At 71.5% G+C, this 23,173-nt stretch carries 21 protein-coding genes and 1 pseudogene; 16 read left to right on the top strand and 6 right to left on the bottom strand.

Translation table 11 applies throughout. From position 1 onward, the window contains the following. Positions 1–8: 8 nt before the first annotated feature. Entirely contained in the window at positions 9–962 is a 954-nt protein-coding gene (locus tag DCW30_RS28665; protein WP_062770538.1) for an N-acetylneuraminate synthase family protein, read from the top strand. A 38-nt stretch (positions 963–1,000) separates the two neighbouring features. Next, positions 1,001–2,131: a hypothetical protein gene (locus DCW30_RS28660; RefSeq protein ID WP_076684868.1), complete on the top strand. Its 1,131-nt coding sequence runs from the start codon at positions 1,001–1,003 to the stop codon at positions 2,129–2,131. A gap of 4 nt (positions 2,132–2,135) precedes the next feature. On the opposite strand, the gene DCW30_RS28655 is transcribed toward DCW30_RS28660, so the two are convergent. Then, complete coding sequence (locus DCW30_RS28655) at positions 2,136–2,585, bottom strand: protein-tyrosine phosphatase family protein (RefSeq protein ID WP_076684867.1); 450 nt, start codon at positions 2,583–2,585, stop codon at positions 2,136–2,138. A gap of 2,047 nt (positions 2,586–4,632) precedes the next feature. On the opposite strand from DCW30_RS28655, the gene DCW30_RS28650 reads away from it, so the two are divergent. The 11 genes and pseudogenes from DCW30_RS28650 to DCW30_RS28600 all read left to right on the top strand — a co-directional run bounded on the left by DCW30_RS28650 (position 4,633) and on the right by DCW30_RS28600 (position 16,309). Further along, complete coding sequence (locus DCW30_RS28650) at positions 4,633–5,136, top strand: hypothetical protein (protein ID WP_232626814.1); 504 nt, start codon at positions 4,633–4,635, stop codon at positions 5,134–5,136. Positions 5,137–5,255: 119 nt separating this feature from the next. Further along, the gene (locus DCW30_RS28645; protein ID WP_416069346.1) at positions 5,256–6,515 is read left to right on the top strand and encodes an amidohydrolase; all 1,260 of its coding nucleotides are present in this window, start codon (positions 5,256–5,258) and stop codon (positions 6,513–6,515) included. A gap of 215 nt (positions 6,516–6,730) precedes the next feature. After that, positions 6,731–7,816 (top strand): BMP family lipoprotein, encoded by a 1,086-nt coding sequence (locus tag DCW30_RS28640; RefSeq protein WP_076684864.1) that lies wholly within the window; start codon positions 6,731–6,733, stop codon positions 7,814–7,816. 255 nt (positions 7,817–8,071) lie between these two features. Next, on the top strand, positions 8,072–9,124 hold the full coding sequence (locus DCW30_RS28635) for a BMP family lipoprotein (RefSeq protein WP_062782564.1): 1,053 nt from the start codon (positions 8,072–8,074) through the stop codon (positions 9,122–9,124). Between the two features lie 256 nt (positions 9,125–9,380). After that, positions 9,381–10,970: an ABC transporter ATP-binding protein gene (locus DCW30_RS28630; protein WP_198505121.1), complete on the top strand. Its 1,590-nt coding sequence runs from the start codon at positions 9,381–9,383 to the stop codon at positions 10,968–10,970. Next, the gene (locus DCW30_RS28625) at positions 10,967–12,106 is read left to right on the top strand and encodes an ABC transporter permease (RefSeq protein ID WP_062782570.1); all 1,140 of its coding nucleotides are present in this window, start codon (positions 10,967–10,969) and stop codon (positions 12,104–12,106) included. The genes DCW30_RS28630 and DCW30_RS28625 overlap by 4 nt, the downstream gene beginning before the upstream one ends. Then, positions 12,103–13,365, top strand: a complete 1,263-nt coding sequence (locus tag DCW30_RS28620) for an ABC transporter permease (protein WP_076684863.1) — start codon at positions 12,103–12,105, stop codon at positions 13,363–13,365. Before DCW30_RS28625 ends, DCW30_RS28620 begins: the two co-directional genes overlap by 4 nt. Then, positions 13,362–13,763, top strand: coding sequence for a cytidine deaminase (locus tag DCW30_RS28615; protein WP_076684862.1), 402 nt, complete (start codon positions 13,362–13,364; stop codon positions 13,761–13,763). Before DCW30_RS28620 ends, DCW30_RS28615 begins: the two co-directional genes overlap by 4 nt. A 132-nt stretch (positions 13,764–13,895) precedes the next feature. Beyond that, entirely contained in the window at positions 13,896–15,173 is a 1,278-nt protein-coding gene (locus tag DCW30_RS28610) for a thymidine phosphorylase (RefSeq protein WP_076684861.1), read from the top strand. A 122-nt stretch (positions 15,174–15,295) separates the two neighbouring features. Further along, positions 15,296–15,876: pseudogene (locus DCW30_RS28605) on the top strand (Uma2 family endonuclease). A 64-nt stretch (positions 15,877–15,940) separates the two neighbouring features. Beyond that, complete coding sequence (locus tag DCW30_RS28600) at positions 15,941–16,309, top strand: STAS domain-containing protein (protein WP_232626815.1); 369 nt, start codon at positions 15,941–15,943, stop codon at positions 16,307–16,309. On the opposite strand, the gene DCW30_RS28595 is transcribed toward DCW30_RS28600, so the two are convergent. Both DCW30_RS28595 and DCW30_RS28590 read right to left on the bottom strand, forming a co-directional pair. Beyond that, positions 16,220–17,203 carry a sigma-70 family RNA polymerase sigma factor gene (locus tag DCW30_RS28595; protein WP_076684859.1) on the bottom strand — a complete coding sequence of 328 codons (984 nt, stop codon included), beginning with the start codon at positions 17,201–17,203 and terminating at the stop codon, positions 16,220–16,222. The two genes, DCW30_RS28600 and DCW30_RS28595, sit on opposite strands and share 90 nt — an antisense overlap. Before the next feature lie 119 nt (positions 17,204–17,322). Next, positions 17,323–18,615 carry an MFS transporter gene (locus tag DCW30_RS28590; protein WP_076684858.1) on the bottom strand — a complete coding sequence of 431 codons (1,293 nt, stop codon included), beginning with the start codon at positions 18,613–18,615 and terminating at the stop codon, positions 17,323–17,325. Between the two features lie 62 nt (positions 18,616–18,677). Between DCW30_RS28590 and DCW30_RS28585 the strand changes: the two genes are divergently transcribed. Next, entirely contained in the window at positions 18,678–19,637 is a 960-nt protein-coding gene (locus tag DCW30_RS28585; RefSeq protein WP_076684857.1) for a LysR family transcriptional regulator, read from the top strand. A 54-nt stretch (positions 19,638–19,691) separates the two neighbouring features. On the opposite strand, the gene DCW30_RS28580 is transcribed toward DCW30_RS28585, so the two are convergent. Beyond that, positions 19,692–20,456, bottom strand: a complete 765-nt coding sequence (locus tag DCW30_RS28580) for an alpha/beta hydrolase (protein ID WP_076684856.1) — start codon at positions 20,454–20,456, stop codon at positions 19,692–19,694. A 102-nt stretch (positions 20,457–20,558) separates the two neighbouring features. Here DCW30_RS28580 and DCW30_RS28575 point away from each other — a divergent pair, with 102 nt between their 5' ends. After that, complete coding sequence (locus tag DCW30_RS28575) at positions 20,559–21,728, top strand: adenosine deaminase (RefSeq protein ID WP_076684855.1); 1,170 nt, start codon at positions 20,559–20,561, stop codon at positions 21,726–21,728. A gap of 151 nt (positions 21,729–21,879) precedes the next feature. Then, positions 21,880–22,242, top strand: coding sequence for an ATP-binding protein (locus DCW30_RS28570; RefSeq protein WP_119271243.1), 363 nt, complete (start codon positions 21,880–21,882; stop codon positions 22,240–22,242). A 74-nt stretch (positions 22,243–22,316) separates the two neighbouring features. Here DCW30_RS28570 and DCW30_RS28565 read toward each other — a convergent pair whose 3' ends face one another. Both DCW30_RS28565 and DCW30_RS28560 read right to left on the bottom strand, forming a co-directional pair. After that, the gene (locus DCW30_RS28565) at positions 22,317–22,520 is read right to left on the bottom strand and encodes a PspC domain-containing protein (protein WP_062782603.1); all 204 of its coding nucleotides are present in this window, start codon (positions 22,518–22,520) and stop codon (positions 22,317–22,319) included. Positions 22,521–22,610: 90 nt separating this feature from the next. Then, positions 22,611–23,159: a VanZ family protein gene (locus DCW30_RS28560; RefSeq protein ID WP_373569027.1), complete on the bottom strand. Its 549-nt coding sequence runs from the start codon at positions 23,157–23,159 to the stop codon at positions 22,611–22,613. Positions 23,160–23,173 lie beyond the last annotated feature (14 nt).

Below are 23,173 nucleotides of genomic sequence, written 5' to 3'. Positions count from 1 at the left end.
TTCCTGCCATGAGCAACATCACCTCCATCGGCGCCAACTCCCGTCTCCGCCAGTTCGGTTCCAAGACGGCCGGTCCCGGTCAGCCCGTGTACATCACCGGTGAGATCGGCATCAACCACAACGGCGACCTGGAGAACGCGTTCGCGCTGATCGACGTGGCCGCCGACGCCGGCTGCGACGCGGTGAAGTTCCAGAAGCGCACCCCGGAGATCTGCACCCCGCGCGACCAGTGGGACATCGAGCGCGACACCCCCTGGGGCCGCATGACGTACATCGACTACCGCCACCGCGTGGAGTTCGGCGAGTCCGAGTACCAGGCCATCAGCGAGCACTGCGCCAAGCGCGGCATCGACTGGTTCGCCTCCCCGTGGGACACCGAGGCCGTCGCCTTCCTGGAGAAGTTCGACGTCCCCGCCCACAAGGTCGCCTCCGCGTCCCTCACGGACGACGAGCTGCTCCGCGCCCTGCGCGCCACCGGCCGCACGGTCATCCTCTCCACCGGCATGTCGACCCCGAAGCAGATCCGCCACGCGGTCGAGGTCCTGGGCAGCGACAACATCCTGATGTGCCACGCCACGTCGACGTACCCGGCGCAGGCCGAGGAGCTCAACCTCCGCGTCATCAACACCCTCCAGCAGGAGTACCCGAACGTCCCGATCGGCTACTCCGGCCACGAGACCGGCCTCCAGACCACGCTGGCCGCCGTCGCCCTCGGAGCCACGTTCGTCGAGCGTCACATCACCCTCGACCGCGCCATGTGGGGCTCCGACCAGGCCGCCTCCGTCGAGCCGCAGGGTCTGACCCGCCTGGTCCGCGACATCCGCACCATCGAGGCCTCCCTCGGCGACGGCGTCAAGAAGGTCTACGAGTCGGAGCTCGGCCCGATGAAGAAGCTGCGCCGCGTCGCGGGCGTCGTGGCCGAGCAGGAGTCCTCGTCCGCCGCCGAGCCGGTCGCGGTCTGAGCGCCCGGCCCGCCTTACCGGGAGACGGACAGACGACGATGAGCCCCCGAGCCGGCCGTACCGCCGACACCGCGGCAGCACCCACGCTCACCACACTCGCCTTCGTGGAGAGCCCCGTCCAGCTGCTCAACGTCCTGGAGTGGGCGCACGCCGCGGCCGCGACCGGACCGGCCGGGGGCCTCACCGTCGTCGTCCTCTCGCCCAACGACCCCATGACCCGCGGCCAGCTCCGCCGCATGTCGCAGCTCGCCCGCGACGAGGGCGTCGAGGTCCGCTGGGAAGAGGCACGCGGCGGCGCGAGCGCCCCCTTCCAGACGATCGGCGGCCTCGCGGGCCCGCTGCGCAGGGCCGACCGGATTGTCATAGGCGACCCGTTCTCCCGCTACGTACAGCTCCTCCTCACCATCACCAGGGCCCGCTCCCTGGTCGTGGTCGACGACGGCACGGCCACCATGGAGTTCATCTCCCAGCTGGCCCGCGGCGAGCGCCTCGTGCGCTGGCACCGCAAGGGCGGCCGGCCCGGCCCCCGCGACCTGCTGTTCGCCCCGGTCTCGGCCTCGGCGAGGCGGCGCCTCACGCCGGGCGGCACGCGTGAGGTGGAGGTCTTCTCCTCCATGCCGATCGACTCGGCACCGGACGGCGTGACGATCTCCGTCAACGCCTTCTCCTGGACCCGCGAACGCTTCGGGCCGCCCCGCATCACGCGCGGAGCCGACCTCGTCGGCACGTCCCTGGTCGAGACCGGCGTCGTCGATCCCGACCGCTACGTCGAAGCCGTCCAAGCCCTCGCCCGCACTCACGGCGCGACCCGCTACTTCGCCCACCGCCGCGAGAGCTCCGAGAAGCTGCACCGCCTCGCGGTCGAGACCGGCCTCCAGGTCGTACGCCCCGACCTCCCTCTGGAGCTCATCGCCCGCCGCGGCCCCATCAGCCGCACGGTCCTCAGCTTCCCCTCGACGGTGGTCCACACCCTGCCGCTCGCCCTCGCGGGCACGGAGGTCAAGGTGGCGGTCTGCGACATCGACCCCGCCTGGCTCACGGAGTCCGCGTCGCCGCGGGCGGAGGGGTTCCTGTCGGGCGTGACGGGGACGGCGAGGGACGTGCACCGGCTGACCTCGGTGCTCACCGGGGCGGGGGCGGCGCGGGGCATGGGATCGGCCGCGGGCTGACGCGTCAGCCCCGGTCCGCGAACCGCTCCACGTACCGCCGCTGCCAGGGCGTCTCCACGGCGCGGCGGTCGTACCCCTGCCGTACGTACGCCACGGCTTCGGCCGCCGGAACACCGTCCAGTACGGCGATGCAGGCGAGGGCGGTCCCGGTGCGCCCCCGCCCGCCCTCGCAGGCCACCTCGACCCGCTCGCCCTCGGCCCTCGACCAGGCGTCACGCAACACGTCCCTGGCCCGCGCCCTGTCACTGGGCAGCCGGAAGTCGGGCCACCGCAGCCAGACGTGCTCCCAGGGGAGGGGAGCGGGCTCCTTGCCGAGCAGATAGACCCCGAAGCCCGGGACGGCCCCCTCGGGAAGCGCCCGCCGAAGCCCCCGCCCCCGCACGAGCCGCCCGGAGGGCAACTGGAGGACACCGGGCGCGGTGGGGTCCCAGAGCTCTGCGGCGGCTTCGGTCATGAGGCGGCTCCCGTGTTCGACGTCCGGCTCACGGTAGCGAGCGGGGGTGTTGGGCGGGGTGCGTTCTGGGGCTTCGGCCGGGCGGGGGCGTTGCGTGCTTGCCGGGGCCGGCTGGGGCATCGGCTTTCGCTGCCGGGTGCGGACTGGTTCTTCTGGTGTGGGCGTTACGGGGTGACGGGTGGCCGTCGGTCCGGCGGCCGGGCTTGGGCGGGTCATCGGCTCTCGCTGCCGGGTGCGGACTGGTTCTTCTGGCGCGGGCGTCACGGGGGTGACGGGTTGCCGTCGGCCCGGTGACTTCGGGCCGGGAGGCATCGGGTTTTCCTGCCGGGTGCGGATTGGTTCTTCCGGTGTGGGCGTCAGGGGCGACGGGTTGCCGCCGGACAAGCAGCCCAGCTTGGGTGGTCATCGGCTTCGCTGCCGGGTGCGGGCTGGTTCTTCCGGTGCGGGCGACACGGGTGCTTGTCCCCGCCGGGCGGCCCAGCCTGGCTGGGGCATCGGCTTTCGCTGCCGGGTGTGGATCAGTTCGCCGATCGCCCGGCTTCGCCGGTGCGGGGCCCCGCCGCTCAGGGCGCTTCCGAGTGCAAGCCGTCGCGGCGGTGCGACAGCGCGGCGGACCATGCCCGCCAGTGCACCGCATCACATCGCATGGCATTGCAGGGAAGTCTCACTAGCGGGGCCGGCTATCTGCTTCCGGCCTGCTGTTTCTCTGACTATGGGGGGACTCTTCTGTGATCCCCCGATCCTTGCGGGCAGGGCGCGGGGCGGATTGCCCGTCAGGACCGCCGAGGCCTGGACGTTCTCAGCCGGGGCCTCGGCTGGGCAGCCACTGCAAGCCCCCCCCCAGGCCATCACGCCCCAGCTCCCCGTCCGCACCCCCGGAAGGTGAGGGCTTGGGGCCGGTCCGGTGTCGGTGATAGGCCATCAGTGTGGGTGGTGGCGTGGGCGGGACCTACTTTGCTGAGGGCGCATTCGGTGCCGCGCGCGCCCCTCGTAGGGTGAAACGCAACTTGCGCGAAGTTGGTCCCCCGGGGGAGGCCCTCCGAGAGGGGTTCGGCGTCCCCTCCACCGGCAGACTCCCCCCGGGGCCCCAGTCCGTTCGTACCGAATCGGTCCGCGTGTCACTGCGGAGTTACGGGGATCAGTCGTCGACTCGCCAGGCGGGCGCTGCCCCTGCCCCGCGCCCCGTATGGGCCGGTCGGCGGTCGGCCACGACACCTGACACTGCCACCGGTCCGAAGCCGAGCCGCCCGCCCGGCTGAGCGCTGCCCCCGACCCGCGTCCCGTATGGACCGGACCGCACCCGGCCGCGACACCCGCCACCGCCACCGAAGCCGAGCCGCCTGCCGGGCTGAGCGCTGCCCCTGTCCCGCGCCCCGTATGGGCCGGTCGGCGGTCGGCCGCGACACCCGACACTGCCACCGGAGCTGAGCCGCCATCCGCCGGGCTGAGCGCTGCCCCTGTTCCGCGCCCCGTATGGGCCGGTCGGCGGTCGGCCGCGACACCCGACACTGCCACCGGAGCTGAGCCGCCATCCGCCGGGCTGAGCGTTGCCCCTTTCCCGCGCCCCCGTATGGACCGAACCGCACCCGTCAGCGACACCCGCCACTGCCACCGAAGCGGAGCCGGTCCACCCGGCCGAGCCGCCCCACGCCCCGCCGAGCCGCGACGAACCAGTCCGCACCCGGCAGGAAAACCGTGCCCCCGATCCACCCGTTTCCGCCGCCCCACCCCGGCCGCCCGGCCGGCAAGACCCCTGCGGTGGAGCGCCAGCAGTCAAGGGTGGCCCGAAGGGACATCGGCGCAGCCGACGCGTAGCGAAGCGGAGCGCCCTTTACTGGCGGGGCGGAACCGCCACACTCCCGGAGAACCGGGCGGCCCCGGCAAGCGACCAACGCCCCCGGCCAGCCCAAGGCCGCAGCCCCCCGAACCCCCGGGCCGACCCCGCCTCCCCCACCCGGCGGAACCCCACCCCCCCACATCCACCGCCAAGCCGACGCGCCCCCGACCGCCCGGCGGCAGCATCGAACGCATGATGAAAGTGATCGCTTTGCCCGGAGTACCCCGGTGGGCCGTCGTCGCCGCGCACGCCGTGCCCTGGCTGACCCTGCCGTCCGGGGTGTGGCGCGTGGCCCTGGTCGCCGGCCTGCCCGTGGCCGCCGTGGAGCAGCGGGGGGCCGCTGAGGCCGCGTACATCCTGATGTTGAGCGTGGTGTCGGAGGGGCTCGCCTTGCTGACGCTCGGCCTTGTGCGCGGGTGGGGTGAGATCGTCCCGGCGTGGGTACCCGGACTGGGCGGCCGGCGGGTGCCGACGCTCGCCGCCGTGGTGCCGGCGCTGCTCGGCGCCGCGGGGCTGTTCGCGATCGGGGGCTGGGCCTTCTACGCCCAGTTCGCCGGTCTCGGGAGAGAGGGAGGTGTCACCGACGGCGCGGCGCAGCACGTACTGCTCGTGGTCTGCTACGTTCCGCTGATTGCCTGGCCGCCCCTGCTGACGGCGGTCGCCCTGGCCTATCACAGGCGTCGGACGGCACGCACATCGCCCGTGGCGGCGTAAAAGTTTACCCATCTCGACCAGCGGCCATGCGCCACGAGGCCAGAAATTCTTCCCCTAACGGGCTGAACTTTTGTTGATCGTGGGTCAGTTGGCGGCTGCTCAGCCCTACCCTTCAGAGGGTGAACCAACTGATGTCCCGTGCGTCCGAAGAGGAGTCCGACGACGTGTCAGGAACGGAGTCCGCGCCAGCGGAATCGCTTCCCGGCGCGCTGCCCGAACCGCTGCGCGTCGAGCTCATCGCCTTCCGTCGTGACCTCCACATGCACCCGGAGCTCGGCAACCAGGAGTTCCGTACCACCGCGGCGCTCAAGGCCCGCCTGGAGGAGGCGGGCCTCGCGCCCCGGGTGCTCCCCGCGGGGACGGGGCTCGTCTGCGACATCGGGGAGTGGGACGGCGTGCGCCCGATGCTCGCCCTGCGCGCCGACATCGACGCGCTGCCCATCCCCGACACCAAGCGCGGTGTGCCGTACCGCTCCACCGTGCCCGACCGCGCCCACGCCTGCGGCCACGACGTGCACACCACCGTCGTCCTCGGCGCCGGCATCGTCCTCGCCGGCCTGGCGGCGAAGGGGCAGCTGCCCTTTCCGGTGCGGCTGATCTTCCAGCCCGCGGAGGAGGTGCTGCCGGGCGGCGCCGCCGACGCGATCAAGGCGGGCGCCCTGGAAGGCGTGGGCAAGATCCTCGCCGTGCACTGCGACCCCCGCGTCGACGCGGGCCGCATCGGGCTGCGGCACGGCCCGATCACCTCCGCGTGCGACCGCCTGGAGGTTTCGCTCGACGGCCCCGGCGGGCACACCGCGCGCCCGCACCTGACCACCGACATCGTGACCGCCGCGGCCAAGGTGGCCACCGAGGCGCCGTTCCTCGTCGCCCGCCGCGTCGACGCCCGCTCGGGGCTCTCGCTGACGTGGGGCCGCATCGAGTCGGGCCACGCCCCGAACGTCGTGCCGCAGCACGCCGAGCTGGCCGGGACCGTGCGCTGCCTGGACCTGAAGACCTGGCGGGAGGCGCCCGACCTGGTGCACGCGGCCATCCAGGAGGTCGCCGACCAGTACCGCGCAAAGCTGGAGATCAACTACCTGCGGGGCGTCCCGCCCGTCGTCAACGCCCCCGGAGCGGCCGATCTGCTGCGGGACGCCATGATCGCGCGGCGCGGCCCCCTCTCCGTGGAGAGCACCGAGCAGAGCCTCGGCGGCGAGGACTTCTCGTGGTACCTGGAGCACGTGCCGGGAGCCATGGCGCGGCTCGGCGTACGCAAGCCGGGTGAGCGCGGGGTCCGTGACCTGCACCAGGGCGACTTCGACGCGGACGAGTCGGCGATCACGGTCGGCGTCGAGCTCTTCACCGCGGCCGCCCTCCTGGACGCCGCCCGCCTGTGACAGCGGAAACCCGCACATGACGCGAGAAGCCCGTAAGTGACACGAGAAAGGGGAGGGGCGCCTACCGGGTGCCCCTCCCCGAGGCGTGGGCCCGCGCGCGGCACGAATGGGTAACGGCCGCACGGAAACCCGTTCCCCTCCCTTTCTACGCGCGTTAATGTGCGCCGAAATCAACGCCGTCAACGGTGCGTTGGGGAACGTGAGGAGTACGTCCTATGCGTCGTGTATCGAAACTTTCCCAAGTGGCCGTGGCGGTGGCGTCCCTCGCCCTCGCGGCTTCCGCGTGCGGCAAGACGAGCAGCGAGGCGTCCAAGGACGACGGCGACGGGGACGGCAAGGGGCCGGCGGGCTCGTCGTACAAGGGCAAGGGCATCGGTCTCGCCTACGACATCGGCGGGCAGGGCGACCAGTCCTTCAACGACGCGGCGTTCAGCGGCTACGACAAGGCCCGCAAGGAGTTCAAGATCGGCGGCGTGGACATGGAGCCGGGTGACGGCGAGTCCAGCGCCGACAAGGTCCAGCGCCTCGAACAACTCGCCAGGCAGGGCTACGACCCGGTGATAGGCGTCGGTTTCGTCTACGCGCCCGCCGTCGAGGCGGCCGCGAAGAAGTATCCGAAGACCACTTTCGGGATCATCGACGACAACACCGTGAAGGCCGACAACGTCGCCGATCTCGTGTTCCACGAGGAGCAGGGCTCCTATCTGGCGGGTGTGGCCGCCGCGAAGGCGAGCAAGGCCAAGCACGTCGGATTCATCGGCGGAGTGGACATTCCGTTGATCCACAAATTCGAGGCCGGATTCGTGCAGGGCGTGAAATCCGTTGATCCGAAGATCGAGATCGAGAAGCGGTATCTGACGGAGAAGCCCGAGGAGGGCGGTTTCTCCAGTCCCGACAAGGGCCAGAACGCGGCGAGCGGGCAGATCGAGGCGGGCGCCGACGTGATCTACCACGCCGCCGGCCTCTCCGGGCAGGGCGTCATCCAGGAGGCCGGCTCGCAGAAGAAGTGGGCGATCGGCGTCGACTCCGACCAGTACAAGCAGAAGGCGCTCGCCAAGTACAAGGACTACATCCTCGGCTCGGCGCTGAAGGACGTCGGCGGCGCGGTGTACGACCTGTCGAAGTCGGTCGTCGAGGGCGAGCCGATGAAGGGCGAGCAGCGCTACGACCTGAAGTCGGGCCGCGTCGGGTTCGCCGACTCCAACCCGAGGTACCGGGAGATGAAGGACGTCGTCGCCGCGGTCGAGAAGGCCAAGGAGGACGTCATCAGCGGCAAGGTCGAGGTCAAGACCGCCCCGTAGGGCGGAACCCGCCGCGGGGGCGCAGAAGGTTTTACGTAGCACCCCCTCTGCCACCTGGGCGCCCCTGTCGACGGGGGCGCCCTTGGCGTGTTCGTGCCCCCGTCATCCCTTCGACGCCGCGTGGCCACAGCTCGATAACGGACCGGACAGAAGGGTTCTTATGTCAGGTCTACGCGCGTTACGCTGCGGCGAAATCAGCGCCAGGTGAGGCGCTCGTACGTTCTTGTGCTTGCTTGACTCAAGGAGTTCGTCTCTATGCGCCGGGTGTCTCGAATTGCTGTCGCGGGCGCCGCGACCGCGGCCCTTGCCGTCTCCGTCTCCGCCTGTGGTGGCACGTCCAGCGACGCCGCCGCGAGCAAGGACGACAAGAACAAGGGCGTCGCCATCGCCTACGACGTCGGTGGCGCCGGCGACCAGTCCTTCAACGATGCCGCCACCCAGGGCATGAAGAAGGCCGCCGCCGAGTTCAAGACCGGTGAGAAGGCCGTCGAGCCGGTCGACGGCGAGTCCGACGCCGACAAGGCGCAGCGCCTGACGCAGCTCGCCAAGCAGGGCTACAACCCCGTCATCGGTGTCGGCTACGCCTACGCGCCCGCCATCAAGGAGGTCGCGGCGAAGTTCCCGAAGACCACCTTCGGCATCGTCGACGACGAGACCGTCAAGGCGGACAACGTCTCCGACCTGGTCTTCAGCGAGCAGGAGGCGTCCTACCTCGCGGGTGTCGCCGCCGCCAAGACCACCAAGTCCAAGACCGTCGGCTTCGTCGGCGGCGTGGACGTCCCCCTCATCCACAAGTTCGAGGCGGGCTACGCGCAGGGCGTCAAGGACACCGACCCCAAGGTCAAGGTCGTCAAGCAGTACCTGACGGAGAAGGCCGAGGACGGCGGCTTCACCAGCCCCGACAAGGGCAAGACGGCCGCGCAGGGCCAGATCGAGAAGGGCGCCGACGTGGTCTACCACGCCGCGGGCCTCTCCGGTCAGGGCGTCATCGAGGCCGCCGCCGCCAAGAAGGTCTGGGCGATCGGCGTCGACTCCGACCAGTACAAGCAGGACGCGCTCGCCAAGTACAAGAAGTACATCCTGACGTCCGCCCTCAAGGACGTCGCGGGCTCGGTCTACAACCTGGCCAAGGCCGTCGAGGACGGCACCGCCAAGGGCGGCGTCGTCCGCGCCGACCTCAAGTCCGGCGGTGTCTCGCTCGCCGAGTCGAACCCCGAGTTCATGAAGATGAAGGACGTCCAGGCCGCCCTCGAGAAGGCCGAGGCGGGCATCAAGGACGGGAAGATCAAGGTCAAGGCCACGCCGTAAGGTCACGCCACAAGGCCATGACATGACGGCGTGACGCCGTGACGGCAGCGGGATGTCCGTGCGACGGGGTGTGGGGGACGATGGTTCACCCCGCGCCCCGTTCGCGCGGACCGCGGCCCGATTCCCCCCTCGTACCACGGCACTTCGTGCGAGGGGCCTCCTCAGCAGCATCCACGAGGACCCAGCAGCACCAAATAGCAGGGGCACTGCGCGCGTAGGCGGCCCCTTTCCTTCAGTTCCCCGAGGAGAGTGCGCCATCGACGCGTCCACCAACCCTCCGCCCATCGCCGTCGAACTCGTCGGCATCACCAAGCGCTTCCCCGGAGTCGTGGCCAACCACGACATCCGCCTCGCCGTCCGCAAGGGCACCGTGCACGCCCTCGTGGGCGAGAACGGCGCGGGCAAGTCGACCCTGATGAAGATCCTCTACGGCATGCAGAAGCCGGACGAGGGCACCATCACCGTCGACGGCGAGCAGGTCGCCTTCGGCAGCCCCGCCGACGCCATCGCCCGCGGCATCGGCATGGTGCACCAGCACTTCATGCTGGCCGACCAGTTGACCGTCCTGGAGAACATCGTTCTCGGCAGCGAGAAGCTGCACGGCATCGGCGGCGCCGCCCGCCGCGCGATCCTCGACCTCTCCGACCGCTACGGCCTCGGCGTGCGCCCCGACGCGTACATCGAGGACCTCGGCGTGGCCGACCGCCAGCGCGTGGAGATCCTCAAGGTCCTCTACCGCGGCGCCACCACGCTGATCCTCGACGAGCCCACGGCCGTGCTCGTGCCGCAGGAGGTCGACGCGCTCTTCGACAACCTGCGCGAGCTGAAGTCCGAGGGCCTGTCCGTCATCTTCATCTCCCACAAGCTGGGCGAGGTCCTCTCCGTCGCCGACGACATCACCGTCATCCGGCGCGGCACGACGGTCGGCACGGCCGTCCCCGCCGAGACGACGCCGCGCCAGCTCGCCGAACTGATGGTCGGCAGCGAGCTGCCCACCCCGGAGACGGCGGAGTCGACGGTCACCGACCGGCCGATGGTCCAGGTCGAGAACCTGAAGCTGCTCGCCGAGGGCGACTCGGGCCGGGCCCTGCTCGACGACATCTCGTTCACGATCCACGAGGGCGAGGTCCTCGGCATCGCGGGTGTCGAGGGCAACGGCCAGACCGAGCTGATCGACGCGCTCATCGGCCTCAAGCACGCCGACTCGGGCGCGATCCGCATGGCGGGCGAGGACATCACCGCCCACCCCACGCGCAAGCGGCGCGAGGACGGCATCGGCTACATCCCCGAGGACCGCCACCGCCACGGACTCCTCCTGGAGTCCCCGCTGTGGGAGAACCGCATCCTCGGCCACGTCACCGAGCGGCCGAACGCGGGCGGCAAGGTGGGCTTCTGGCTGGACCTCAAGAGCGCCCAGGCCGACACGCGCCGCATCGTCGAGGAGTACGACGTCCGTACGCCCGGCATCGACGTGACGGCGGCCTCGCTCTCCGGCGGCAACCAGCAGAAGCTGATCGTCGGCCGCGAGATGAGCCACAAGCCGCGCTTCCTGATCGCCGCCCACCCCACCCGCGGTGTGGACGTCGGCGCGCAGGCGCAGATCTGGGACCAGATCCGGGAGGCCCGCCGTGAGGGCCTCGCCGTACTGCTGATCTCCGCGGACCTCGACGAGCTGATCGGCCTCTCCGACACCCTCCGCGTGATCTACCGCGGGCAGTTCGTGGCGGACGCCGACCCGGCCACCATCACGCCGGAGGAACTGGGGTCGGCGATGACGGGTGCCGCCTCCGGTCACCTGGAACACGTCGAGTCCGGTGACGGCTCGGAGGAGGACGACATCCGATGAAGAAGTTCGACAGGGAGCGTGTGCTCCTCGCGGTGGCCGGACCGGTCATCGCCCTCGTGGTGGCCGTGGCGCTGACCTCGGTCGTGCTGCTCGCCTCGGGCAAGAGCCCGATCGAGCCGTACAGCCTGATGCTGGAGCAGGCCACCTTCTCCGACATCCAGGTCCTGATCCTCAACCAGGCCGGGATGTACTACCTGGCGGCGCTCGCGGTGGCCATCGGCTTCCGCATGAACCTGTTCAACATCGGCGTGGACGGGCAGTACCGCCTGGCCGCGATGGTGACCGCCGTCGTCGGCACGCACCTCGCGCTGCCGTCGTTCCTGCAGATCCCCATGCTCATGCTGGTCGCCATGCTCACCGGCGCCTTCTGGGCCGGCATCGCGGGCATCCTCAAGACCACCCGCGGCGTCAGCGAGGTCGTCGCGACGATCATGCTCAACGCCATCGCGACGAGCGTCATCGCCTACCTCACCCTCACCGAGAACTTCGGCGTCCCGGTCGGCAACAACCAGACGACCGGCGTCATGGAGAAGTCCGGCTGGTTCCCCGGCATCGAGGTCGCGGGCGGCGAGATCTACGGCTTCGTGGTCATCGCGGTCCTCGCGGGCGTCCTGTACTGGCTGATCCTCAACCGCACCCGGTTCGGCTTCGACCTGCGCGCCACCGGCGCCTCCGAGTCGGCCGCCGCGGCCTCCGGCGTCAACGCCAAGCGCATGGTGCTCAGCGCCATGCTGATCTCCGGCGCGGTCTCGGGCCTCGCGGGCCTGCCGATCCTGCTCGGCGACACCCACACCTACAGCCTCTCCTTCCCCGCGGGCCTCGGCTTCACCGCCATCGGCATCGCGCTGCTCGGCCGCAACAACCCGGTCGGCATCGCCTTCGCGGCGCTGCTCTGGGCCTTCCTCGACAAGGCGTCGCCCGCCCTCGACTACGCCCAGCCGGAGGCGTACGACAAGGAGATCGCGGTGATCATGCAGGGCCTCATCGTGATCGCGGTCGTCGTCTCCTACGAGGAGGTGCGCCGCTGGGGCCTGCGCCGTCAGCAGCGCCGCGTAGGTGAGGAACTGGCCGCCGCCGCCCGGGCGAACGGCAACAACGGCAACAACGACTCCGTGAAGGAGGTGGCTGCCCGATGAGCACGGCAACCGTCGCCAAGCCCTCGGCCAAGCAGCCCTCGCCGGGCCGCCGCCGCGTCTCGCTCCCCGTCCTGCTGCTGATCATCGCGGGCGTCCTGGTGCTGACCTCCGTGGTCCGCCTCATCACGGGCGCGGACGGCATCACGTCCACCGGCCAGATGTCCACGGCCCTCAAGCTCGCCGTGCCGATCGGCCTCGCGGGCCTCGGCGGCCTGTGGGCCGAGCGCGCGGGCGTGGTCAACATCGGCCTCGAGGGCATGCTGATCCTCGGCACGTGGTTCGGCGCCTGGGCGGGCTTCCAGTGGGGCCCGTGGGTCGGCGTCCTCTTCGGCATCCTCGGCGGCGCGCTCGGCGGACTGCTGCACGCGATCGTCACGATCACGTTCAACGTCAACCACATCGTCTCCGGTGTGGCCCTGAACATCCTGGCCCTCGGCGCCACCCGCTACCTCGCCACCTTCGCCTTCGAGGGCGAGGAGGGCGGTACGTCGAAGCAGTCGCCGCCCGTCGAATCGCTCGGGAACTTCTCCGTGCCGGGCCTCTCGGACGGGCTCCGGGACCTGAACGACAAGCACTGGTTCCTGGTCTCGGACCTCGCCGGCCTGATCGGCGGCCTCATCACCGACCTGTCGCCGCTCACCGTCATCGCCGTGGCGATGGTGCCGCTGAGCTGGTGGGTCCTGTGGCGCACCTCGTTCGGCCTGCGCCTGCGGTCCTGCGGCGAGAACCCGATCGCGGCCGAGTCGCTGGGCGTCAACGTCTACAAGTACAAGTACCTGGCCGTGGTCATCTCCGGCGGCCTCGCGGGCCTCGGCGGCGCCTTCCTCTCCCTGGTCGCCTCCAACATCTACCTGGAGGGACAGACCGGCGGGCGCGGCTACATCGGCCTCGCCGCGATGATCTTCGGCAACTGGATGCCGGGCGGCCTCGCGCTCGGCGCGGGCCTGTTCGGTTACACCGACAGCCTGAAGCTCCGAGGTGGCGGCACCAACGTCCACGCGCTCCTGCTGCTCCTCGCGATCCTGCTGGTCATCGGCGCGATCTACCTCGTCTGGCGCAAGCGGCACATCCCCGCGGCGATCACCGCGGCCGTCTCCGCGCTGATGTTCGTGTGGTACGGCTTGACCGACGAGGTGCCCAACCAGGTCGTCACCGCCACGCCGTACGTGGTGACCCTGCTGGTCCTCTCGCTCTCCGCCCAGCGGCTGCGCATGCCGAAGGCGGACGGAATGCCGTACCGGAAGGGACAAGGCAAGTGACGACTGCTGCCGCAGCCACCGACTGGGACGCCCTGCGGGAAGCCGCGCGCGAGGCCATGTCCCGCGCGTACGCGCCCTACTCCGGGTTCCCGGTCGGCGCCGCGGCCCTGGTAGACGACGGCAGGACGGTCTCCGGCTGCAACGTGGAGAACGCCTCCTACGGCCTCGGCCTGTGCGCCGAGTGCGGCCTCGTCTCGCAGCTCCAGCTCACCGGGGGCGGCCGGCTCACCCACTTCACGTGCGTGGACGGCAAGGGCGAGATCCTCATGCCGTGCGGCCGCTGCCGCCAGCTCCTGTACGAGTTCGGGGGCCCGGAGCTGCTCCTGGAGACGGCCTCCGGCGTCCGCGCCCTCGCGGAGATGCTGCCGGACGCGTTCGGCCCGCAGCACCTCGGCTGAGCACGGAAGGCCCCGCCCTCCGGATCATGCGGATCCGGGGTGCGGGGCCGCCTTCATCTCTGCCCTCTATGCGCGTAGAGTCCCGAACACATCCGCATACGTACGCTGTTGTACCGCTGGAAGGACATGCCAATGGACGTCATCTCCGTCATCCGCACCAAGCGCGACCGGGGCGAGCTCAGCGACGAGCAGATCGACTGGGTCATCGACGCGTACACGCGCGGCGCGGTCGCCGACGAGCAGATGTCCGCCCTCGCCATGGCGATCCTGCTCAACGGCATGAACCGCAGGGAGATCGCCCGCTGGACCGCCGCGATGATCGCCTCCGGTGAGCGCATGGACTTCTCCTCGCTCTCCCGCCCGACCGCCGACAAGCACTCCACGGGCGGCGTCGGCGACAAGATCACGCTGCCGCTCGCCCCGCTGGTCGCCGCGTGCGGCGCGGCCGTCCCGCAGCTCTCGGGCCGGGGCCTCGGCCACACCGGTGGCACCCTGGACAAGCTGGAGGCCATCCCCGGCTGGCGCGCGCTGCTCTCCAACGAGGAGATGCTGAGCGTCCTCGACGGCGTCGGCTCGGTCATCTGCGCGGCCGGCGACGGCCTGGCGCCCGCCGACAAGAAGCTCTACGCCCTGCGGGACGTCACCGCCACGGTCGAGGCGATCCCGCTGATCGCGTCGTCCATCATGTCCAAGAAGATCGCCGAGGGCACGGGCTCGCTCGTCCTCGACGTCAAGGTCGGCACCGGCGCCTTCATGAAGAACCTCGGTGACGCGCGGGAACTGGCGTCCACGATGGTCGAGCTGGGCACCGACAGCGGCGTCCGCACGGTGGCCCTGCTGACGGACATGTCGACCCCCCTCGGCCGCACGGCCGGCAACGCCCTTGAGGTCCGGGAGTCCGTGGAGGTCCTCGCGGGCGGCGGCCCCGCCGACGTCGTCGAGCTGACCCTCGCCCTGGCCCGCGAGATGCTCGACGCGGCGGGCCTGAAGGACGCCGACCCCGCCAAGGCGCTGGCCGACGGCTCGGCGATGGACGTGTGGCGCCGCATGATCGCGGCCCAGGGCGGCGACCCGGACGCGAAGCTGCCGGTGGCCCGCGAGACCCACGTGGTGACGGCCCCGTCCTCCGGCGTCCTGACCCGCCTGGACGCCTACGACGTCGGCGTCGCCGCCTGGCGTCTCGGCGCGGGCCGTGCCCGCAAGGAGGACGTCGTCCAGGCGGGCGCGGGCGTGGAGCTTCACGCGAAGCCGGGCGACTCCGTCGAGGCGGGCGCCCCTCTCCTCACCCTCCACACCGACACCCCGGAACGCTTCGCGTACGCGCTCCAGTCCCTGGAGGGCGCGTTCGACATCGCTGCGGCGGGAACGCCCTTCGCGCCGACGCCGATCGTGCTCGACCGGATCGGCTGACCCCACGCCCTGGGACGGGGCTTTGGCCAAGGCGTACTCGTACGGGCGAACGGGACCGGTGGACCGCCACCGGTCCCGTTCGGCATGCTGGGATCGGCGACGCACCTGAGAAGGAGACCGCCATGAGCGCACTCACCGTAGGCCATGAGCCTGGTCAGAGCTGGGACGACCTCGTCCGGCTCTGGGAGGAGATGGAGTAGCCCGAGGGCAGCAAGGTGGAGATCATTGAAGGGGTCATCACCGTGTCGCCCAGCCCGTCCATTCAGCACAACGTCATCGCGGAGAAGGTGCACCGCTGCCTTGACTCCGTGCTTCCCGAGGACTGGGGTTCTTCCAGACGCTGTCCGTTGCCGTCCCCTCCAGGTAGGCATGTTCATCCCTGACCTGGTGGTTGTGCCGATCGCTGAGGTGGAGGTTCCAGGCAACCACGTTCCGGCAGGCGCCGCCGAACTCGTCGTCGAGGTGACCTCGCCCTCCAACGCCCGCCACGACCGCGTCAGCAAGCCCGCCGCCCACCGCCGCGGGCATTCCCCTCTACCTGCTCATCGACCGCTGGGCCGCCGGCGGCCCCACCATCACCCTCTACGGTGAGCCGCAAGGCGACGTGTACCGAGTTCTGAGCGCCTGCAAGTTCGGCGAGCCGGTCACACTCCCCGCCCCCTTCGACCTGGAGATCTACACCAGCGCGTTCCCCGTGGACTGACGCACGCAGGCTTCACCGCTCGGACCCACCGATGAGTTCCGCACGCCCCGGCGGTCCACCCTGCATGGCCGACACCGAACCGCACCTCATCCGCATCTCGGGCCCGCTGCGGCCGGACGACGTGCCCCGTCTCTGCGAGCAGGTGGCCGACGCGAGGCACGGGGCCGGCGCCGACGTCATCTGCGACGTCACCGCCGTGACAACCTCCGATCTCGCGACCGTCGACGCCATCGCCCGACTGCAACTGGCCGCCCGCAGAGCGGGGAGACGGATACGGCTCCGCAACCCCGCCCCGGCCCTGCTCGCCCTCCTCGGTCTCGTCGGGCTGACCGAACTCCTCGGCCTAGTCGTCGAGATGGAGCGGCACCCCGAAGAGGGGGAACCACCGCTCGGTGTCCAAGAAGCAGTGGAAGCCGGCGATCCGGCCCTGTGAGATCTCGATGACCTGGATCGACCAGGGCATGTAACCGCCGTTCTCCGGGTCGGGCTTGTACTGCGCGAAGCCCGGTGTGCCGTTCACGTTCACCGGCAGGAGGCGGCCGTTGGCGCACGGGGCGCCCATCGTGGACATGAAGCCCGTGATGTCCGCGGTGCCCCGCAGCCACAGGTCGAACGGCGGCATCGTCATGACGGCGTCCTCGGCGAGCAGTGCCGTGAGCGCCGCCATGTCATAGCCCTCGAAGGCGGCGACGTAGCGGTCGAGGAGCTTCTGCTGCTCCTCGTCGAGCGGGTCGGAGACGGCGGTGTCGTCCTCCGGGCGCTCGGCGAGGGTGGCGCGGGCCCGCTGCAGCGCGCTGTTGACCGAGGCGACGGAGGTGTCGATCAGCTCGGCGACCTCACTGGCCTTCCACGCGAGCACCTCCCGCAGGATCAGCACGGCCCGCTGCTTCGGCGGCAGGTTCTGCAGGGCCGCGACGAAGGCCAGCCGCACCGACTCCTTGGCGACGGCCGCCTCGGCGGGGTCGTGGAGCGAGGGCAGCACACGGGCGTCCGGCATCGGCTCCAGCCAGGTGTTGTCCGGGCGCGGGGTGAGCGCCGCCTGCGCCAGCGGGGCGGCGGCGGTCAGGTCCATGGGGCGGGCGCGGCGGTTGCCCGCGTTCAGCATGTCCAGGCAGACGTTCGTCGCGATGCGGTACAGCCAGGAGCGGACGCTGGAGCGGCCCTCGAACTTCTCGAAGCTGCGCCAGGCCCGCACCATCGTGTCCTGCACGGCGTCCTCGGCCTCGAAGGCCGACCCCAGCATCCGATAGCAGTACCCGGTCAGCTCGACCCGGTGCTTCTCCAGCGTGACGTCCAGATCGGTCGTCGTCCCTGCCATGTCGCTCATCCCCACCCACCCCGGAGGCCACTGTCGAACGGCCCCGCGAAGGGCCTACATCGGAAGCTACAGCAGCCCACCGACAACGGCCCCCCGAGTCGGCGAACCCACAGGCCGGGGCCTGTTGTTCAGGCGGACGCGGGGAGCGCCCGCTCGCTCGCGCGGGCGGCGTGCGAGCCCCACAGCGTGACCGACACGACGCCGAGCACCGCCAGGATGCCGAGCCCCACGGTCCCGGCCCAGCCGCCCGCGTGGAAGGCGACGGCGCCGAGGGTGCCGCCCGCGCTGGACCCCAGGTAGTACGCGGACTGGTACAGGGCCGAGGCCTGCGCGCGGCCCGTGGTCGCCGTACGGCTCACCGAGGACGACGCCACCGCGTGCCCGGCGAAGAACCCCGCGGTGATCAGCACCAGACCGAGCAGCACCAGGACCAGCGAGGGGGAGAGGGACAGGAGCAGCCCGCCCGCGGTCGTGCTCACGGCGAGGTAGAGCGCGCCGCGCCGCCCGAGCCGGGCCACCAGCTTGCCCGCGGCGGCGGAGGAGACCGTGCCGACGAGGTAGACGAGGAAGATCGAGCCGATGACGCCCTGCGGGAGCGAGAAGGGCGCCTCGGTGAGCCGGTAGCCGATCACCGTGTAGACCGCGCCGAAGACGGTCATGAACAGCGCCCCGATCGCGTACAGCCGGCACAGGAGCGGGTTCGACAGGTGCGTGCGGACCGTGCGCGCCAGGGCCCGCGGGCTCAGCGAGGCCGGGGTGAAGTGCCGCGGCGCGGGCAGCAGCGCGCGGAAGGCGACGGCGCACAGGACGGCGACGACGCCCACGACGGCGAGCGCCGCGCGCCAGCCCCAGGCCTGCGCGACCCAACCGGTGACGATGCGCCCGCTCATGCCGCCGATGGAGTTGCCCGCCACGAACATGCCGATGGCGGCGACCAGCGCCTTCGGCCGCACCTCCTCGGCGAGGAACGCCATTGCCGACGCCGGGAGCCCCGCGAGGGCCGCGCCCTGCACGGCGCGCAGCGCGATGAGCACCTCGACCGAGGGGGCGAAGGGCACCAGGAGGCCGACGGCGACCGCGACGGTGAGCGAGGCGGTCATGACCGCGCGCCGCCCGAAGCGCTCGCTGAGCGCGCTGAGGGGGAGGACGAAGAGAGCCAGTGCGCCCGTCGCCGCCGACACCGTCCAGCTCGCCGTGCTCGCGCTCACCCCGAAGTCGTCGGAGACGAGGGGGAGGAGGGCCTGCGTGGAGTAGAGGAGCGCGAAGGTGGCGACGCCCGCGAGGAAGAGCGCGAAGCTCATCCTGCGGTAGCCGGGGCCGCCGGGCGTCATGCGCGAGTCGGCGGCCGAGGGGGAGGGGGACGACGGGGTGAGGGCGACCGCGGGGGTGGTGGCGGACGCCCCGCTACTGGCAGGAGGCATGCCACGAACGTACGACCGCGTTTTTGATGCGTCCAATGCATGGAATCGCCATAATCGTTCCCATGCAGCATCAACCGAGGCCAGCGCCGCGCGTGTCACACAACAGTGACCCGGAGGACATCGTGACGCTGCTCGCTCCACGCCTGGCGTACTTCGCGGGCGTCGCCCGCACCGAGCACGTCACCCGCGCAGCCCAGGAGATGCAGATCCCCCAGTCGACGCTCTCCCGCGCCCTCGTGCGCCTCGAACGGGACCTGGGGGTCGACCTGTTCGCGCGCCGCGGCCGCACCGTCTCGCTCACCCCGGCCGGCCGCACCTTCCTCGCCTCGGTCGAGCGTGCGCTCGGCGAGGTGGAGCGCGCCGCCGAGTCGGTGCGGGCCGACGCGGACCCGGAGACCGGCAAGGTCGCCTTCGGCTTCCTGCACACCATGGGCTCGGAGACCGTGCCGGGGCTGCTCCGCGCCTTCCGCGCCGACCACCCGCGGGTGCGCTTCAGCCTCGTGCAGAACTACGGCGAGGCGATGCTGGAGCGGCTGCGCGCCGGTGAGCTCGACCTCTGCCTCACCTCGCCCGTGCCCGACGCCCCCGACCTGGTCGCCCGGCGCCTCGACGAGCAGCGGCTGCGCCTGGTCGTCCCCGACGACCACCGCCTGGCCGCGCGCAAACGGGTCCGCCTCGCCGAGGCCGCCGACGAGGCCTTCGTGACCCTGGAGCCCGGTTACGGCCTGCGCCGCATCACGGACGACCTCTGCCAGGAGGCGGGCTTCCGGCCCCGCGTGGCCTTCGAGGGCGAGGAAGCGGAGACCCTGCGCGGCCTGGTCGCGGCGGGCCTCGGCGTGGCGCTCCTGCCCCCGCCCGCCGTGCCGCGCCCCGGAGTGGTGGAACTGACGGTGACGGGCCAGCGGGCGGTGCGCGAGATCGGCGTCGCCTGGCTGGACGGCCACCCGGACACGCCGCCGGTGACGGCGTTCAAGCAGTTCCTGCTGAGCCGGAAGGGGAAGCTGCTGCAACAGTCGGCGTAACCGGACGGGCCATGGCGCCACCGCCGGCAGCCGGCGTGACCGGGCGCCCCGGTGTCACCGCCGCAGCGACTGCCCGAACCCGGAGGCCAGCGGCATCCGGAGCCCCAGCGGCGGCGGAGCCGCCAACGCGTCCTCCAGCGGCCGGGCGAACCCGGCGCCGAACAGCGTCCCCATGACGAAGTCCGAGGCCAGCGCGAGGACTTCGTCATGATGCTGGTGCAGCCGGTGCCCGTCGGAGTGCACCTCGAACCGGCACACGTCACGGTTGGCCTTCTTGGCCCGCTGCGCGAACCGGAACGACAGTTCGGGATCGGTCCGTTCGTCGTTCGTGCCGTGCACGATCAGCACCCGCCGCCCCGCGAGCTGCTTCACCGGTTCGGGCGACGCGGCCATGTCCTCCTCCGGCAGCCAGGGGGCCAGCGCGAGGACCGACTCGACCGCGCTGTGCCCGCCGGCGCGCAACGCCGCCCTGCCGCCCATGTCCACCCCGGCGAGGCAGACGGGGACGTCGCCGTAGAGACGCACGATCTCGTCCGCCGCCCAGGCCGCGTCGTGGGCGAGCTGCGCCTGCGCGCCGTTCCAGCCGCGGCTGCGGTAGTGCACGACGTGCGCGGCGAGCCCCGCCGCGCGCCCGTCGTGGGCCAGCCTGCGGCCGAGAGCGCGCACGGCGCCGGCCGCGAGCGGAGAGGGTCTACGGGTGGATGTCTCGGCGCCGCCGGGCAGCAGCAGGACCGCGCCGCTCACCGCCGAAGGGGCCGTTCCGACCACGCGCCCGAGCCTGGGCGCGCCCGCGGGCCCCGCCGTCCCATGCTGTGCCATGACAGAACAGTGTCAGAAGCGTCGGTGTACGCCACCCGTCCGCAGGGTCACTGTTACGTATCGACCAGTGAGTTCTACGCGCGTAGGCGCTAGAGTGCCGAAATGACGAGCCAGACTCACACGACCGGTCACACGGACCGCGAGACGCCCAGCGCCGAACAGATCCGCCGCGCCCCCAAGGTCCTCCTCCACGACCACCTGGACGGCGGCCTGCGCCCCGGCACGATCGTCGACCTCGCCCGGGAGAACGGGTACGAGGCCCTGCCCGAGGCCGACCCCGACAAGCTCGGGATCTGGTTCCGCGAGGCCGCCGACTCCGGTTCCCTGGAGCGGTATCTGGAGACCTTCGCCCACACCTGCGCGGTGATGCAGACCAGGGACGCCCTCAAGCGCGTGGCCGCCGAGTGCGCCGAGGACCTCGCCGAGGACGGCGTGGTCTACGCCGAGATCAGGTACGCCCCCGAGCAGCACCTGGAGCAGGGCCTCACCCTCGAAGAGGTCGTCGAGGCCGTCAACGAGGGCTTCCGCGAGGGCGAGCGCCGCGCGAAGGAGAACGGTCACCGCATCCGCGTGGGCGCCCTGCTCACCGCCATGCGGCACGCCGCCCGCGCCCTGGAGATCGCCGAACTGGCCAACCGCTACCGCGACCTGGGCGTCGTCGGCTTCGACATCGCGGGCGCGGAGGCGGGCTTCCCTCCCACCCGCCACCTCGACGCCTTCGAGTTCCTGAAGCGCGAGAACAACCACTTCACGATCCACGCGGGCGAGGCCTTCGGCCTGCCGTCGATCTGGCAGGCCCTCCAGTGGTGCGGCGCCGACCGCCTCGGCCACGGCGTGCGCATCATCGACGACATCGAGGTCGCGGAGGACGGCAGCGTCCGCCTCGGCCGCCTCGCCAGTTACGTACGGGACAAGCGCATCCCCCTGGAGCTCTGCCCCACGTCGAACCTCCAGACGGCCGCCGCGACCTCGTACGCCGAGCACCCCATCGGCATGCTGCGGAAGCTGCACTTCCGGGCCACGGTGAACACCGACAACCGGCTGATGTCCGGCACCAGCATGAGCCGCGAGTTCGAGCACCTGGTCGACACGTTCGGCTACACGCTCGACGACATGCAGTGGTTCACAGTCAATGCGATGAAATCAGCGTTCATTCCTTTCGATGAACGCCTCGCCATGATCAACGACGTGATCAAGCCCGGCTACGCCGAGCTGAAGTCCGAGTGGCTGTTCCGGCAGACCGTCTCCACCAGCACGTCCGCCGCGAAGTAACGCACGGCCCGCGCGTCGCCGCGGGCGGCCGAGCGGCCGGGTCGCACGTCACCCGGCCGCTTCTCCGCGTCCTGCCGACCGTGATCCGGCGGCGGCCCGGTCGTTGAACCGCCCGGTACCCCGTCATCGATTTCGCAAGGACGCCCTGAAGATGAAGCAGACTGCCGCCAAGACCCTCGGTGTCGCCGCTCTCGGTGTCGCCTTCGCCGCCGCCGGAGCCGGTGCGGCGAACGCCGCCCCCGCCACCCCCGCCCCCGCCACCCCCGCCCCCGCGGTCCTCGGCGCCGTCGCCTCGGCCCTCCCGGCCGGCCACACCGCCGAGACGCTGCCCGCGGGCGCCCCCGAGTCCGTCGCCGCCGGGCAGGGCGCCCTCCTGGGCGGCATGGCCGCCGCGCAGCCCGCCGCGGAAGCGGCCGTCCAGTCGCTCACGTCGACCGACCGCGACCGCGCGCTCGGCGCCGTGCTCGACGGCCTGCCGGTCAGCGGCAGCGGACTGAACGGCCTGCCGCTCTGAGGTTCCGCGGCAGACGAAGGGGGCGTCCCTCCCGCACGGGAGGGACGCCCCCTTCGTCGTCGGCGCCGCCGCGGTCACCAGGCCGTGCGGCGGGCCTTGTCCTCGGAGGGCAGCAGGAGCCACAGCGCCAGGTAGAGCAGGAACTGCGGGCCCGGGAGCAGGCAGGAGACCAGGAAGATCACACGCATCGTCTTCGCGGAGGTGCCGAAGCGCCGGGCGAGGGCTGCGCACACTCCGCCGATCATCCGGCCGTGGGTGGGGCGGGCAAGGGCGGTCATCTCGGGCTCCTTCTCGAACCATGGGCGGGAGGCCTTGGGTGCGCCTCGATGTCTCCACGCTACGGGCCGAAACCGGTACGAAGCATCGCTCTACGGTGCGATCCCGACCCTGGGAATCGTCGGGGTCGGACCCTGAGACGCCTCCTCCCGGGGGAGGGCGGCGCCGCGCTCCGGCTCGGCACGGTGGCGGAGCCTGGCCCGCGCCGCGGGCACGACCGCGAGGTGGACGGCCGCCACCCCGAGCGTGTTCAGGAGCAGCGAGTCGATGTCGACGACCTGGCCGGGCACCCCGGTCTGCAGCAGTTCGATGCCGAGCGAGAGCAGCGCCGCCGCGGCGACGGTTCGCACCAGGGAACCCCACGGCGACACGACGAGTCGGCCGCCGGCCAGCGGGAGCAGTACGCCGAGGGGCGCGAGCAGCAGCACGGCCTCACCGATCCTGCGGGTGGCCTGCACCCCGCCGAGCGCCAGATCAGCCTTGATCCCGGCCAGCGGCTGCAGGTTCGCGGCGCTCACCCAGGGCACGTCCAGCGGACGCAGCGTGATCCATCCGACGAGCAGAAGATGTGCGGCGAGGAGGAATCCTCCCGCCGCACGGAAGCGGATGGCGGCAGTACGGCCGCCCGAGCCTTGACGCACGCCCCCCAAGACGT

The organism is Streptomyces alfalfae (assembly GCF_004127445.1).
Classification (GTDB): domain Bacteria; phylum Actinomycetota; class Actinomycetes; order Streptomycetales; family Streptomycetaceae; genus Streptomyces; species Streptomyces alfalfae.
This window is presented reverse-complemented; position numbering and strand designations above follow the sequence as displayed.

Bases quoted from the DNA above. Each gene is read 5' to 3' on its own strand.
- DCW30_RS28665 (WP_062770538.1), top strand. From the start codon at position 9: ATGAGCAACATCACCTCCATCGGCGCCAACTCCCGTCTCCGCCAGTTC.
- DCW30_RS28660 (WP_076684868.1), top strand. From the start codon at position 1,001: ATGAGCCCCCGAGCCGGCCGTACCGCCGACACCGCGGCAGCACCCACG.
- DCW30_RS28655 (WP_076684867.1), bottom strand. From the start codon at position 2,585: ATGACCGAAGCCGCCGCAGAGCTCTGGGACCCCACCGCGCCCGGTGTC.
- DCW30_RS28640 (WP_076684864.1), top strand. From the start codon at position 6,731: ATGCGTCGTGTATCGAAACTTTCCCAAGTGGCCGTGGCGGTGGCGTCC.
- DCW30_RS28635 (WP_062782564.1), top strand. From the start codon at position 8,072: ATGCGCCGGGTGTCTCGAATTGCTGTCGCGGGCGCCGCGACCGCGGCC.
- DCW30_RS28625 (WP_062782570.1), top strand. From the start codon at position 10,967: ATGAAGAAGTTCGACAGGGAGCGTGTGCTCCTCGCGGTGGCCGGACCG.
- DCW30_RS28620 (WP_076684863.1), top strand. From the start codon at position 12,103: ATGAGCACGGCAACCGTCGCCAAGCCCTCGGCCAAGCAGCCCTCGCCG.
- DCW30_RS28610 (WP_076684861.1), top strand. From the start codon at position 13,896: ATGGACGTCATCTCCGTCATCCGCACCAAGCGCGACCGGGGCGAGCTC.
- DCW30_RS28600 (WP_232626815.1), top strand. From the start codon at position 15,941: ATGGCCGACACCGAACCGCACCTCATCCGCATCTCGGGCCCGCTGCGG.
- DCW30_RS28595 (WP_076684859.1), bottom strand. From the start codon at position 17,203: ATGAGCGACATGGCAGGGACGACGACCGATCTGGACGTCACGCTGGAG.
- DCW30_RS28590 (WP_076684858.1), bottom strand. From the start codon at position 18,615: ATGCCTCCTGCCAGTAGCGGGGCGTCCGCCACCACCCCCGCGGTCGCC.
- DCW30_RS28585 (WP_076684857.1), top strand. From the start codon at position 18,678: ATGCAGCATCAACCGAGGCCAGCGCCGCGCGTGTCACACAACAGTGAC.
- DCW30_RS28580 (WP_076684856.1), bottom strand. From the start codon at position 20,456: ATGGCACAGCATGGGACGGCGGGGCCCGCGGGCGCGCCCAGGCTCGGG.
- DCW30_RS28575 (WP_076684855.1), top strand. From the start codon at position 20,559: ATGACGAGCCAGACTCACACGACCGGTCACACGGACCGCGAGACGCCC.
- DCW30_RS28570 (WP_119271243.1), top strand. From the start codon at position 21,880: ATGAAGCAGACTGCCGCCAAGACCCTCGGTGTCGCCGCTCTCGGTGTC.
- DCW30_RS28565 (WP_062782603.1), bottom strand. From the start codon at position 22,520: ATGACCGCCCTTGCCCGCCCCACCCACGGCCGGATGATCGGCGGAGTG.